Source organism: Nannocystis sp. RBIL2, from assembly GCF_026626745.1.
In the GTDB taxonomy this organism is placed as follows: Bacteria; Myxococcota_A; Polyangia; order Nannocystales; family Nannocystaceae; genus Nannocystis.
In genome coordinates this window covers 365,631-379,316 of record NZ_JAPNJW010000002.1, presented here as the reverse complement: position 1 = coordinate 379,316, position 13,686 = coordinate 365,631, and the positions used below count along the sequence as shown (strand labels likewise).

The window sequence follows — 13,686 nt, the reverse complement described above, 5'->3', positions numbered from 1 at the left end:
CACCTCCACCCGTCATCATGCCCGGGGCGCTTTCGCGCTACAAGAGAAGTCGAGGTGCACTCAGGGGCGTGCCCGATGCCTCCAGGGCCTCTCCATCCGCGGCATCACGCGCTCCCCGCACTCGCCTGCGGTTCGCGCATCCACCCGCTCCTGGCCGTCTTCCGCTTCCTTTCGACCGCGGCAGCGGGCCGGCGCCGTCTCCCGACCTGCAGTTCAGGCGTCTACCGCACTGGGCCCGCGCCTCGTGAGCAGCGGCGGGAATGCTCCGAGCGCGCTACGGTTCTGATCGTCGCTGACGTGATGGAAGCGGATCGACGCGCCCGACGCGGGGTATCGCCGTGGACCAGGCTCGTGAGCGCGCTCGGGCTCGGCGCGCTCGCTCTCGCCTGTCAGCCCGCCGATCCGTGCGCCCGCACGGGGGCCGGCGCGCTGTGCCTCGATCTCGCGGGCGCGCGCACCTACACCTGGAGCCTCACCGCCAACGCCACGGTCGTGGCCGATCTCGACGGCGACGGCCGCCCCGACCTCGTCGTCGGCGGCGGCGCCCGCGGCACAGTCGGCGTGTTCTGGGGCCGCGCCGATGCGCGTGGCGTTCAGGACATGTTCGATGGGACAGCCACGAGTTGGTCGATCGGCAGCTCCACGCAGGACCTCGCGGTCGCCGACCTCGACGGCGACGGCCGCCTCGACGTCGCCACCGCCCTGCCCGGCCGCGCCGAGATCGTCGTCCTCCGCGGCCAGGGCGGGCGGGCGCTGGCCGAGCCCGAGCGGATCGCCGTCGGCGACGGCCCGCGCCGCCTCGTCGCCGCCGATCTCGACGCCGCCGGTCCCTCCGAGCTCGTGGTCGTGAGCGAGACCGCCGGCGCCGTGACGGTCGTCCGCGGGCTCGTCGCCGATCCTCCCGTCAGCGTCGGGACCGGCGCGCGCGACCTGGCGATCGCCGACCTCGATAGCGACGGCCACCTCGACGTCGCGGTCGCAGTCGCCGACGCCGGCGCGGTCCAGGTGCTGCTCGGCGACGGTCACGGCGGCCTCGTGACCGGCCCGCGTCACGCAGTGAGCCTCGCGCCCACTGCGGTCGTCGCCGCCGATCTCGACCGCGACGGCGCGATCGATCTCGCGACCCTCGACGTGCTCGCCGACGACGTCACCATCCTGCACGGCGACGGCCAGGGCCGCCTGCGCGCGCGCAGCCGCTGGCCGATCGATCCCGAGCCGCACGGCCTCACCGTCGCGCCCGGCGATGACGGGCAACCTGCCCTTTTCGTCCTGTCCGATCAGACAGGCAACATCCAGCGGATCGATCCCCGCCGCGGCGTCGTCCTCACCGGTACTCCGCCCGCGCAGCCGAACCACCTGCTGGTCGGCGACCTCGACGGCGACGGCCGCGACTCGCTCCTCTACGCCGGCTTCGCCGCCGGCCTCGGCGAGCTCGTGCCCGCCCGCGGTCTGCACGTCGAGCCGCTGTGGCAGCGCCAGCGCACCGGCGGCACTGTCCCGCTCGACATCGACGCCGACGGCGTCGACGAGCTGCTCATCGATCTCCAGGAGCAGCCCGAGCCCGATCCGTCCGCGCCGATCGATCCCGAGGATCCGCCGTCGCGCACCCTCGAGGTCGCGCGCGGGTCGGAGGCGCTCGACCTCGAGCTCGACTCGAACCTCGGCGGTCCGCTGCGCGGCGCGGTCGCGGCCGACTTCGACGGCGACGACCGCAACGATCTCGTGCTGTGGGATGGCCGCACGATCGCCGTCCTCCGCGGTCTCCCCGACGGCACCTTCGCCCCCGGCGTGCCCGCGCTGCAGCCCAGCGAGCCGCGAGCGTACGCCGTCGTCCACGCCGCCGATCGGGACCGCCTCGTGTTCGCCGACAACCTCTCGCTCCAGGCCCTGCACCTCGGGTCCGACGGCGCCCTCGCCGTCGAGAGCGAGGTCTCGCTCGATGATTTCCCGGTCGGCCTGTCCGCGGTCGATCTCGCCGGCGACGGCCGCACCGACCTCGTCGTCCATCTTTCCGACTCGATGCTGCTGATCGAGGACCTGCAGCTCGACGCCCCGCGGCGGATCGATTCGCCGGCGAGCGCCCGCACAGTCGACCTCCTCCTCGTCCCCGGTGAGCACCCGCGGCGCGACGCCATGGTGTGCGCCAACCCGGGGCTCGTCCTCATGCCCGACCTGTTCGGGCCCTCGCCGGGCGCTCCGGTCGTGCTCGACCCGCTCGGCTGCGAGCGCCTCGCCCTCTTCGACCTCGATGGCGACGGCCGGCGCACCGAGGTCGTCGCCCTGAGCACCGACGGTCCGGCCAGCGGTGTCCAGCGCGTGGTCCTGACCCCGTGGCTCCGCGACGACCACGCCTGGCGCGAGCTCGCCTCCCGGGCCGTGACCGAGGCGTTCGGAGCTCCGCGTCTGATCCAACGAGGCGGCGGCCGGCTGGCTCTCCTGCGTCACAGCTCGAGATCCGAATTGGTCGCCGAGGACATGTCCCTCGGGCCAGCCATTGCCGCTCGCCCGCGCACCCGGCTCAGCAGCGGATTCGGCGCCGAGCCCGGCGACTTCGACGGCGACGGTGCCATCGACCTGTTCCTCCACTCCGGCCTGTTCTCCGGCGCCAGCCGTCACGGCTTCGCTTTCGGCGACGGCGACGGCGGGTTCGGGCCGACCGAGCTGCAGAGCGACTTCCTCGCCGCCGATGTCGCGAGCCTGCAGGTCCTGGCCTTCCAGCTCGACGACGACCCCGCCGAGGAGCTCGTCCTCACCCTCCGCTCGCTCGCCCAGGACCACACCGAGCTGGTCCGCGTCGATCTCGAGGACGGCGAGCCCCGTCTGCAGCGGTTGCTCCGCTTCCCCTCGCAGCGGTTCGTCAACTTCTTCCCCGGCGATCTCGACGGCGACGGCCGCCTCGACCTCTTCGTCGTCGGCCCCGTCGAGGCCCTCGCCGGCGGTCCCGTCGGCCCGGCCGGGGGCGTCGGGGGCAAGACGGTCCGGCGCACCGCGAATCTCCGCGGAGTCGAGGGCGGCTTCGCCGAGGCTCGCTGGGACGAGCTCGAGCTCGGCGAGTCCTTCAACGTCGGCGGGCTCATCGAGCTCGACGGCGACGGCCGCCTCGATCTGCTGTCCTACAGCTTCGGACTCGACGTGGCCTCTGGCCTCGGCGACGGCCGCTTCCAAGCGCCTCGCCGGTGGACCGAAGTGAACCCGTACGACTTCGCCGTCGGCGACCTCGATCGCGACGGCCGGCCCGACATGGCGGCCGTCGTCCTCCTCATCAGCGCGCCCCCTGGGTTCCAGCAGCAGCTCCTGTGGCTTCGCGGCGGCGTGACGGCCGCGCCGCCGCAAGCGATCTTCAACGGCGCGAGGAGCGTCGACATCGCCGACATGGACGGCGACGGCGAGCTCGATCTGCTGGTCGCCGGCAACGACGACGCAGTGCACGTCGGCCGCTACCGCGACGGCGGCTTCCGCTTCGACCGCTACCCCGTGCCCGGCGGCTCCCAGATCATGCGGGTCCGCGACGTCGACGACGACGGCCTGCGCGACCTCATCGGATGGGGCACCGGATCCTTGACCATCGTGAGGCAGCTGCCGTGACCGTCCGTCTCCTCTCCTTGCTCGCGCTTCTGGCCGCCTGCGACCGCCTGCCCGAGCCCAGCCTCGAGGGCCAGCACGTCCGGATCGCCGCGAGCCCGGGCCTCGGGCCGTGCGCCGGCAACCTCGCGCACATGGACCTGTTCGTCGCGCGCATGGCCGCCGAGACGGGCGTCCCGGCGCCGACCGGCGACGATCGCTTCACCTACTACTGGCTGACCGCCGAGGACTTCGTCGACCTCTCGCCGTGCCCGCGCGAGGTCTCCGCCTGCACCGTCTTCGACACCATCTACTCTCGCGAGGCGGTGCTCGACCACGAGCTCGTCCACCTGTTCGGCTTCGACACCTCGAGCTTCTTCGCCGAGGGCTTCGCCGTCGCCTACGAGGGCCTCGGCGGCGGCGTCTACGACATGCGGCCCACCATGATCACGAGCCGCGACATCTGGTCCTCGCTGCTCGCGGTCCTGTGGTTCGGCCTCAGCTACGACGACGCCGGGGCCTTCGTCGCTTACCTCCTCGATCGCCACGGCCCCGCCAAATTCCAGGCGGCGCTGCCCCACTTCCCGCTGCTCGCCTCGCGCTCGGGCATCGATCGCGTGTTCCGCAATTACTTCGGCGTCTCGCTGGCCGACAGCGTCGCCGAGTTCATTGCCGAGCGCGAGCGGTGCCCGCACCTCGCCTACGATCGCAAGATCATGGAGTGCGACGCCCCGCGGATCGCCTGGGACGGCCGGCACCACGCCGAGTACCGTCGCATCGCCGCCGACGAGCCCGACGCGCTCGGCCCGTTCGGGCGCGACTCCCTGCTGATCCTGCGCAGCATCGACGTCCCGGAGGACGGCACGTACGAGCTCGAGATCGTCACCGACCCGCGCGTCGGCGAGAGCGACCTGTCCGGCTTCCACACGCTGAGCGTGGTCGGCTGCGGCCGCTGCGACGACGAGCCTGCCGTGCACGAGACCACCGATATGGCCCGCGTCGAGCTGCGCGCCGGCCGGCACGCCCTGCGGCTCCACGGCCTCACGACCGTCGACACCCGCGTCGCCTGGTCGATCACCCGCGTCGACGACCCGACCCCGCGCTGAGGCATGCCCGATCGTACATGTCCGATGAGGCATGTCCGATGAATCATGTCCTGGATGCCCTCTGCCGCGCTCGTCACCTGTCCGATGGAACAGCCCCCACGAGACCCTCCGAGCGCGAGGCCGAACTGCTCGCGCCCCCCTGACGCTTCGCCGCGGCGCCCGTCGCCGGCCGACGTGTCGATCCAGACAGGTGTGACGACCACAGCCCGTTCGGCGCGCCGCCGCGCACGGCTCCAGCAGCAACGGACCTCGACCGCGCTCGCCTCGGCGGGCCTTCGGACGCGCCCGGACGCCGCTCCAGCCAGGACCGCGTCGCTCTCGCCATACCGGGGACCACGACCGGCGAGCCCCGCGCCGGCCCTCGCGGTCCGAAGCCCGTCCGACGCAGCGCTTTACAACCCGCCCCGGGCAGTGCTCTCGTGATGCTCGGGTTGATGCGCCCCTCGGTCTTCGTGTGGTTCGGCCTCGCGGCGTGCGCCGGCGCGCTCGCCTGCGTCCGCGACGACGCCTGCGACGGCGGCCATCGCCTGTTCGGCGGCCGTTGCCTCGACCTCGGCGCTGCAGTGGCCTCGCGCTGGGGCTTCGCCCCCGAGGCAGTGGAGGTCGCCGACCTCGACGGTGACGGCGTCGCCGACCTCGTCGCCGCCAGCCCCGACGCCGGCGCCATCACGGTCGTCTGGGGCGGCAAGGACATGTCCTCGGGGACAGCCACGACCTGGTCGGTGGCCGCCGCGATCGACGGCCTCGCGCTCGTCGACCTCGACGGCGACGGCCGCCTCGACGTCGTCACCGCCGCCCCCGACGACGACGCAGTCGCCGTCCTGCGCAACCGCGGCGCCCGCGAGCTCGCGCCGGCCCGGCTCCATCCCACCCTCGTGCCCGGGCCCACCGCGCCGCGCGCGGTCGACCTCGACGGCCGCGGCCCCGCGGAGATCGTCACCCTCCACCGCGACGCGCACAGCCTCGGCGTCCTGCTCGACCTCAAGCCGTTCGTCGCGCTCGAGGTCGGCCTCGGCCCCGTCGCTCTGGCCGACGGTGACTTCGACGGCGACGGCCGGCGCGACCTCGCAGTCGCCCTCGCCGAAGAGGCCGCGGTCCAGCTCGTCGTCGGCGACGGCGCCGGCGGCCTCTCGCTCGGCCCGCGGCACCCCGTCGGTGTCGCCCCGTTCGCCGTCGTCGCCGGTGACTTCAACGGCGACGGCGCCCAGGACCTCGCCACCGCCGACGCCCTCGCCGACGCAGTCAGCGTCCTCTACGGCGACGGCGCCGGCCGCCTGCGCGCGCGCGCCAGCTGGCCCACCGATCCGGACCCGCGGGCGCTGGCCGCGGTCGCCGACGGTACCGGAGGACATGTCCTTTACGTCCTGTCCCATCAGACATCTACGATGCAGCGCCTCGACCTGCGGCGCGGCGTCGATCAGGTCGGGGCCACGCGTGAGCGGGCCGCGGCCCTCGCCGCCGGCGACCTCGACGGCGACGGCCGGGCGGAGCTCGTCTACGCCAGCCGCTCGGGGCGCGAGCTCGGGCGGGTCGTCCCCGATGCCCCCGGCTTCTCGCTCGCGCCGCGGTGGGAGACCGGACCGGCCCGGCGCGCCTTCCCGCTCGACCTCGACGACGACGGCCACGACGAGATCGCCGTCGTCCCCGCCGCCGAAGCCGACGCCGTCGTCGACCTCGATCGCACCGCCAACCTCCAGCTGTGGCGCGCCGGCGTCGACGAGGTCGTCGACATCGACCTCGCCCCGCTGCCGCGCGTCGACGCAGTGGTCGTCGGCGAGCTCGACGAGCGCCCCGGCCGCGAGCTCGTCGCCTGGTCTTACGGACAGCTCGTGATCGCCGGCGAGACCGCGGACGAATGGGTCGCAGGCGAGCTGATCGAGGTCCCCGGCCTGACCGGCGTCATCGTCGTCGACCGCGACGGCGATGGCCGCCAGGAGCTGCTGTTGAAGCAATTCTTCGGGTCCGGCAGCCGGCTCGATCACGTCGAGCTCACCGCTGACGGCAGCCTGAGCGAGCTCGCCTCGCGCCCGTTCACCGGCTTGCTCGGCCCCGTCGCCACCGTCGACCGCGGCGACGGCGGCCCGCAGGACCTCCTGGTCATCGCCGGCAACCAGCTGCGGTTCGACGACGGCGGCGACGAGCCGCGCACCATCACCCTCGACGGTGTCGGCAGCGTCGTCGAGTTCGCGCTCCACGACTTCGACGCCGACGGCCGGCTCGACGCCATCCTCTGCACCAGCGTCGGCATGCTGCGCGTCGACGACCTGTTCGGCGAGCCACCGGGCGAGCCGACCCGCATCGATCGCAGCGGCTGCAGCCAGATCGACCTCCACGACTTCGACGGCGACGAGCGGCTCGACATCCTCGCCGAGCAGAGCGACAGCAGCGGCGGCGCCACCCGCAACCTGCTGAGCCTGTGGCTGCAGACCGAGACCGGCGGCTGGAACCGGCTGGCGAGCCAGAGCCTCCCGGGCAGCAGCGGGCGCACCCGCGTCGTGCGGCTCGACGACGACAGCTGGCTCGATCTGCTGGTCGACGAGATCGATCAGCCGGCGCGCGTCTACGACATGTCCTTCGGGACAGCCATCGCCGACGAGCCGGTCTTCACCGGCGACCTCGGCTACCGCTTCGCCGACCTCGACGGCGACGGCGCGCTCGATCTGCTCGGCGTCGGGCGCGGCCTCGCGGTGGCCCACGGCGACGGCCAGGGCGGCTTCTCCCCGGTGCAACAGCGCGCGCTCGGCGACCTCCTGCCGGGGGCCGAGCGGATCTGGAGCGCCGCCGTCGAAGACCTCGATCACGACGGCGACGCCGAGATGATCGTCGTCGCCCAGCGCGCCGACGGCTGGCGCTCCGACCTCCGCCTGCTCGAGCCGGGGCGCGCCGCCCGGCCCGACGAGCCCCCGCTGCTCGAGCTGCCCCGCGTGTTCACCCAGATCGCCCTCGCCGACTTCGACGGCGACCGCGGCCTCGACCTGCTCGCCTGGGCCGGCCTGCCCGATCCGCAGTACGCGGTGCTCCGCGGCGACGGCCACGGCGGCTTCGCAGATCCGTCCTGGTCCCCGATCGCGCTCGAGAGCACCGCCCCAAGCGTCCGAACGATCGACCTCGATCGCGACGGCCGCCTGGACCTCCTCGCCAATCAGAGCGACGGCCTCGTCCTGCACCCCGGCCTCGGCGACGGTCGCTTCGCCGAGCCGCGCCCGTGGCACTCGCTGAGCGGCGGCGGCTTCGTCGGCGCCGGCGACCTCGACCGCGACGGTCGGCCCGAGCTCGCCATGCTCGTCGCCGGCGGCCTCGTCGCAGTCCACGGATCGCCTGGCGGCGCAGTCACTCGGCCCGACGTGTTGTTCGCCAAGGCCGGCGCCGGCGCGGTCGTCGATCTCGACGGCGACGGTCAGCTCGAGATCCTCGCCGGCACCGGCGACGCCCTGCACATCGGCCGGCGCGAGCTCGACGGTCGCACCACCTTCGTGCGTCACGACCTCGAGCTCAAGGGGCTGTCCGGCATCGTCACCGCCGACTTCGACGGCGACGGCCTGCTCGACCTCGGCCTGCGCAGCGGCGCCGGCGTCGCGATCGTGAGGCAGCGGCCATGACCCGTCGACTCTCCCTCGTCCTCGCCGCCCTCGGCCTCGCCTGCGACCCCTTGCCGCCGGTGCGTCACGAGGGCGTGCACGTGCGCGTCGCTCCCGACCCCGGCCTCGAGCTGTGCGGCGGCACCCTCGCGCACATGGACGACTTCGTCGCCCGCGTGTCCGCCGAGTTCGGCGTCGACCCGCCGATCGGCGACGATCGCTTCACCTACTACTGGCTCGATCCCGAGGACTTCGGCAAGCGCACCCCCTGCCCCGACGCCGTCGCCGGCTGTGCCGTCTACGACGGCGTCTACTCCAAGGTCGCCCCGCTCGACCACGAGCTCGTCCACAGCGTCTCGTTCGCCTACGGCGTCGGCCCGCAGATCTTCGTCGAGGGCCTCGCCCGCGCCTACGAGGGCCTCGAGGCCTGGCGTTCGCCGCAGCCGGAGCGGCCGCGCGACGTGTGGAAGTTCGTCAGCGCCAACTGGATCGCCCCGCTCGACTATGACGTCGCCGGCGCCTTCACCAGCTACCTGATCGCCCGCTTCGGCCTCGACGTCTTCCTCACGATGTACGCCGGCCTCGGCCTCGTCGCTCGCGAGGGCGCCATCGATCGCGCCTTCAAAAACCACTTCGAGGTCGACCTCGCGCGCACCATCGACGACTTCACCGCCGACGGCGGCGACTGCCTGCACGAGCACGCCGATCCCAAGCTCAGCGAGTGCGGCGCCCCCGAGATCGCGTGGGACGGCGAGTACGCCGCCGAGTTCCGCCTCCTCGCCTGCGAGCAGGAGGACGCGATCGGCCCGTATTACGGCGGCGACGTCGTCGTCATGCGCAGCCTCGTCGTCCCGGTCGAGGGCACCTACGACATCGCAGTGATCACCGACGAGCCCGCGCTGGCGCCCTCGCTGGCGCTCTCGCTGTTCCCGTGCAGTCAGTGCGGCACCGACCTGGCCGTCACCGTCGGCGCCGGCGAGCGCATCACCGCCCGGCTCGCGGCCGGCCGATACTCGCTGCGCCTGCACGGCTCGGCGCGCCGCGAGGCCCGGATCGGCTGGGCGCTGACGCGACGTCCCGACGACGGCGACCGCTGACGCGACGGGTCCGGTACATCCTTCGGACATGTCCGTTTCGACATGCCCTGAAGGCCAAGTCTCATCGGACATGTCCGTCTCGACATGTCCCGATCGACAGCTCGCCGCAAACCCGCCCGGCGAACCTCACGACGGCTTCAGCGTCTTGCCGGCGCGCTCCGCTTCTTTCAGCTCCGCCCGCGTCGGAGCCCCCGTCTTCCTGGCGCAGGTGTCGATCAGCTCCTGCGCGCGCTCGCGGGCGATGCCCGGGGCCGCCTCGCGGAACGCGTGCGTCTGACAGGCCGCGAAGCGCAGGTTGTTCTGGGCCACGCAGAACTCCTGGGCCGGGTCGAGGTCGACGTCCTTCATCACCGCCCACCTGTCCGCCTCTGCCTTGTCGCCGCCCAGGCGGTGGCCGACGAACGCGTCGTAGGCCGCACGCATCTCGGCGCAGGCGGTCTTGATGTCGGCCGGCAGCGACTCGGGCACCGTCGCTGCCTTGTCGATGTCGGCCACGATCGCCTTCGCGCGATCCGCCTCCACCTTCTCCTTCAGCCGGCGCATGTCCTCGCCGGCCTTCTTGGCGGACTCGGCCGGATCGCTCTGCGTCTCGAACGCCGCCGCGATGCTCTTCGATTGTGCGCCCGGCTTGCTCTCCCCGCAGGCGAACAACAGCGGCGCACACAGCAGCGCCGCCGACGGATGCAGTCGTACAGCTCCCATGGTGGTCCTCCTGACTCGTTGCAGGCGCAACCATGGCAGCGGTGGCCGCTCGCGGCCACCGTTCACGCGCGGGGCCGTGCCCGCGGCCTCACTGGCCCGACGTGACCTGCAGCGTCGCCAGAGTCAGGTTGACGTAGTCGAGGTACAGCTTCAGCGCCCCGACCACCGCCAGGTTCTCGCGGCGTCCGTGCGTCCGGTACATCTGCTTCACGCGCTGGCCGTCGTAGGCGACGAAGCCGGCGAACACGACCGCCAGCAGCGCCTGCAGCAGCACGTGCAGGCCCGGCTGGCGCAGCGCCGCGGCGTCGAGGAACATCGCCACCAGCGCGCCGATGAGGCCGGTCGCCAGGGCGGCGCCCCACGGGCTGAGGTCGCGGCGGCTGTAGTAACCGACCAGCGATCCGCCGACGAACACCCCGGCGGCGACTCCGGCGGCAGTGGTCACCTGCTCGGCCGTCACGTGGGTCGCCGAGCCCAGCCACGCCAGCGCCGCGCCGAGCAGCACCGAGAACGTGAGGAACGCGACGCGAGCGACCGTCGGCGGCAGCCGGTGCAGGCGCGCGCCGATCACCAGCACCGCCACGGCCAGGCCCGGCCAGAACAGCACCCGCAGCTCGCTCGCCGCGGCCAGCTCCGGGCGCGGCTCGCTGCCCAGCGCGATCGCCGTGGCGGCGCTGAGGCCCACCCCGGCGGCCATCCACGCGTAGACCGAATGCATGAATCGGCCCACGCCGGCGTGCAGGTCGATGCCCAGGGGATCGCGGAGCCGCTCCGACATCGGCCCATCTGGCCACAAGCCGCCCCTCCCCGTCAACGCTGCGCGGCAGCCGACCTCGGCCGACCTCGTCCGACCTCATCCGGCCTCATCCGGCCTCATCCGGCCTCATCATGGCGCGCCGGGAGCGGCGCGGGCACACTGCGGTCATGTCGACCCGCCTCCGCGTGCTTGCGACCGGCCTCGGCCTCGGCCTGTCGCTGGTCGCCTGCAATTCCAACCGCGTCACCGTCGGCGGCGGGCCCAGCTATCGCTACCCGCACCAGGAGGCCTACGGCAGGCCGATGACCTGTCCCGACGCTCGCTTGCCGCCGCTGCGCGACGGCGGCGTCTCGCCGGATGCGGCCCGCTGTTCGTTCGCCGACGCCCAGGGATCGCGCGTCGTCCACGTCGGCGGCAAGGTCCTGACCGAGGCCGAAGACACCTCCGAGCCCGGGATCGGCGTCGCCGACGTCGAGGTCGGCATCCACCGCCTCGCCGGCGTCTCGCTCAACCTCGACAACCCCGGCCCGAAGATCGCCCACGCGCGCACCGACGCCCAGGGCCGCTACAGCGTCTCCGGCACCTTCCCGCCCGGCAACTACGCCGCCATCGCCCGCCAGCCGCAGGACCAGCGCTTCCTCGCCTACCGCATGTTCGTCGTCGCCGAGGGCGCGATCGGCCGCATCGACGGCATCATGATCACCATCCCGCTCGACCAGCGCCTCGGCCCCTGACCCGGCTCGCGGGCCGAGCGGACGGCGAGCCGGTCTGCAGCCAGCCTGTCCTCGAGGACATGCCCCCAGGGCCAGCCTCGATCGGCCGCGCCGGATGCTGAGCGGCTGTCTCTCGGGGCATGTCTCATGAAACAGACGCACACCGAGCCCGAGCGAACCCTGCCGGGCTCGCGGCTGAAGCCGCCGGGCGCGGGCGCGGGCGAGCACGCGACCCGGCTCGCAAGCGGCGACGAGCCCCCGCCCGAGCAGCGGATCTCGCGCTCGGCTCGCCGCTGCAGCCACCCGCGGCAAAATCCGGACTTCGGGCGGCCAACTCCGCCTCTGCGGCCACGTCGAGGGCGAATTGCTCGCGCGTCGTGACGAACACCATCCCGCTCGAAAGGCGGTTCGCCCGTCGATCGGTGCTACAACCCCCACGTGACTGAACGCGGATCCGACCTCGCCAGCGGCGGCCTCGACTCGGGACGCGAGATCGAGCACCTCGCCGAGCAGTCCGCCGCGCTCGAGGGTCAGTCGCCCGAGGCCATCCTCGCCTGGGTGTTCGAGCGCTGGGCCGGGCAGCGGATCGGCCTCAGCTCCGCCTTCGGGCCCGAGGGTTGCGCCCTGATCCACCTCGCGCGCCGCGTCCGGCCCGACGTCCCCGTCTACACCATCGACACCGGCTACCTGTTCGCCGAGACCCTCGCGGTGCGCGAGGCTTTTCGGGCCCAGGGCGCCGACATCCGCGTCGTCGAGCCGCTCGTCAGCATCCGGGCCCAGGCCGAGCGTCACGGCCCTGACCTGTTCGCCCGCGATCCCGACGCCTGCTGCGAGATCCGCAAGGTCGAGCCGATGCGCCGCGTCCTCGACCAGCTCGACGTCTGGATCACCGCCATCCGCCGCGATCAGGCGGCCACGCGGGCCGGCACCCCGATCCTCGGCACCGCCCGGCGCGCCGACGGCAGCCTCGTCGTCAAGGTCGCGCCGCTGGTCGCGTGGACGCGCAAGGACACCTGGCGCTACCTCCTCGACCACGACGTGCCCTACAACCCCCTGCTCGACGCCGGCTTCACCAGCATCGGCTGCGAGCCCTGCACCGCTCGTCCGCCGGGCGACGACGAGCGCGGCGGTCGCTGGTCCGGCACCGGCAAGACCGAGTGCGGGATCCACCACCTCTAGCCTGTCTCTCGGGGCATGCCCCTGCGCACTTGTCCCTACCGACCTGTCCCTACCGACCTGTCCTCACCAACCTCCCCGAGCCGCCATGCCCCTGCGCTTCGTCCACTGCTCCGACATCCACCTGCTCGAGCTGGCGGGCAACTCCCCGCAGCGGTTCTTCAACAAGCGGCTGACCGGCGGCGTCAACCTGCTGTTCAACCGCAGCCGCAAGTACGACGGCGGCATGTTCCAGAAGATCGTCGCCGCGGCCCACGCGCACGGGGCCGAGCGGCTGGTGATCACGGGTGACTTGACCAACCTCGCGCTCGAGTCCGAGTTCGAGCACGTCAAGCGCCACCTCGAGGCCGTGGGCATGCCGGTCACCGTCATCCCCGGCAACCACGACGCCTATACCCGCGGGTCCGTGCGGTCGCACCGGTTCGAGCACTACATGTCCACGTTCATGGAGGGTGAGCGCGAGCCCGGCAGCGACTATCCGTTCGTCCAGCGGTTCGGCGACGTCGCCCTCGTCGGCCTGTCGACCGCGATCCCCTCGCTCCCGCTCTACGCCGTCGGCCGGGTCGGCGACGAGCAGCTCGCCCGCCTCGGCCGGTTTTTGGCCACGCTCCGCGCCGAGGGCCTGGCGCGGGTGATCCTCATCCATCACCCGGTGGTGCGCGGCGTGGCCAAGCCGCGCCACGATCTGCTCGACCTCGACGCCTTCGGGCGGGTGATCGCCGAGCACGGCGCGGAGCTCGTCCTCCACGGCCACGAGCACCGGCGCCTCGAGGGCGCGCTGCCCGGCCCCGGCGGCGTCCCCGTCCCGGTGCACGGCGTCGGCTCGGGCACCTATCTGTCACAAAAGCCAGGTCGTCACGGCGCTTACTCCCTTTACACCGTTCGACCGGGCCGCGTGACCCGCACCTATCACCGCTGGGACGGCGGCGGGTTCGTGGCGGACGAGCCGGAGGGGCCGATCCTCACCGGAACTGGCTCGCACTGACCGCGAACATC

9 protein-coding genes are annotated in these 13,686 nt (G+C 73.0%); 7 read left to right on the top strand and 2 right to left on the bottom strand.

What is annotated here, in order from left to right; translation table 11 throughout:
• The first annotated feature begins 351 nt into the window (after window positions 1-351).
• The 4 genes from OV090_RS26730 to OV090_RS26715 all read left to right on the top strand — a co-directional run bounded on the left by OV090_RS26730 (window position 352) and on the right by OV090_RS26715 (window position 9,342).
• Window positions 352-3,585, top strand: coding sequence for a VCBS repeat-containing protein (locus tag OV090_RS26730; RefSeq protein ID WP_267707446.1), 3,234 nt, complete (start codon window positions 352-354; stop codon window positions 3,583-3,585).
• On the top strand, window positions 3,582-4,667 hold the full coding sequence (locus OV090_RS26725) for a hypothetical protein (RefSeq protein WP_267707445.1): 1,086 nt from the start codon (window positions 3,582-3,584) through the stop codon (window positions 4,665-4,667). The genes OV090_RS26730 and OV090_RS26725 overlap by 4 nt, the downstream gene beginning before the upstream one ends.
• A gap of 434 nt (window positions 4,668-5,101) precedes the next feature.
• Window positions 5,102-8,266: a VCBS repeat-containing protein gene (locus OV090_RS26720; protein WP_267707444.1), complete on the top strand. Its 3,165-nt coding sequence runs from the start codon at window positions 5,102-5,104 to the stop codon at window positions 8,264-8,266.
• Complete coding sequence (locus OV090_RS26715) at window positions 8,263-9,342, top strand: hypothetical protein (RefSeq protein WP_267707443.1); 1,080 nt, start codon at window positions 8,263-8,265, stop codon at window positions 9,340-9,342. The genes OV090_RS26720 and OV090_RS26715 overlap by 4 nt, the downstream gene beginning before the upstream one ends.
• A 126-nt stretch (window positions 9,343-9,468) precedes the next feature.
• Here the strand turns inward: OV090_RS26715 and OV090_RS26710 are convergent, their stop codons facing one another.
• Together OV090_RS26710 and OV090_RS26705 are read right to left on the bottom strand one after the other, a co-directional pair.
• The gene (locus OV090_RS26710) at window positions 9,469-10,044 is read right to left on the bottom strand and encodes a hypothetical protein (RefSeq protein WP_267707442.1); all 576 of its coding nucleotides are present in this window, start codon (window positions 10,042-10,044) and stop codon (window positions 9,469-9,471) included.
• Window positions 10,045-10,132: 88 nt separating this feature from the next.
• Window positions 10,133-10,822 (bottom strand): Bax inhibitor-1/YccA family protein, encoded by a 690-nt coding sequence (locus tag OV090_RS26705; protein WP_267707441.1) that lies wholly within the window; start codon window positions 10,820-10,822, stop codon window positions 10,133-10,135.
• Between the two features lie 146 nt (window positions 10,823-10,968).
• On the opposite strand from OV090_RS26705, the gene OV090_RS26700 reads away from it, so the two are divergent.
• The 3 genes from OV090_RS26700 (at window position 10,969) to OV090_RS26690 (ending at window position 13,675) form a co-directional block, all read left to right on the top strand.
• Window positions 10,969-11,535, top strand: a complete 567-nt coding sequence (locus OV090_RS26700; protein ID WP_267707440.1) for a hypothetical protein — start codon at window positions 10,969-10,971, stop codon at window positions 11,533-11,535.
• 417 nt (window positions 11,536-11,952) lie between these two features.
• Complete coding sequence (locus tag OV090_RS26695; RefSeq protein ID WP_267707439.1) at window positions 11,953-12,693, top strand: phosphoadenylyl-sulfate reductase; 741 nt, start codon at window positions 11,953-11,955, stop codon at window positions 12,691-12,693.
• Window positions 12,694-12,778: 85 nt separating this feature from the next.
• Window positions 12,779-13,675, top strand: a complete 897-nt coding sequence (locus OV090_RS26690) for a metallophosphoesterase (RefSeq protein ID WP_267707438.1) — start codon at window positions 12,779-12,781, stop codon at window positions 13,673-13,675.
• Window positions 13,676-13,686: the final 11 nt, after the last annotated feature.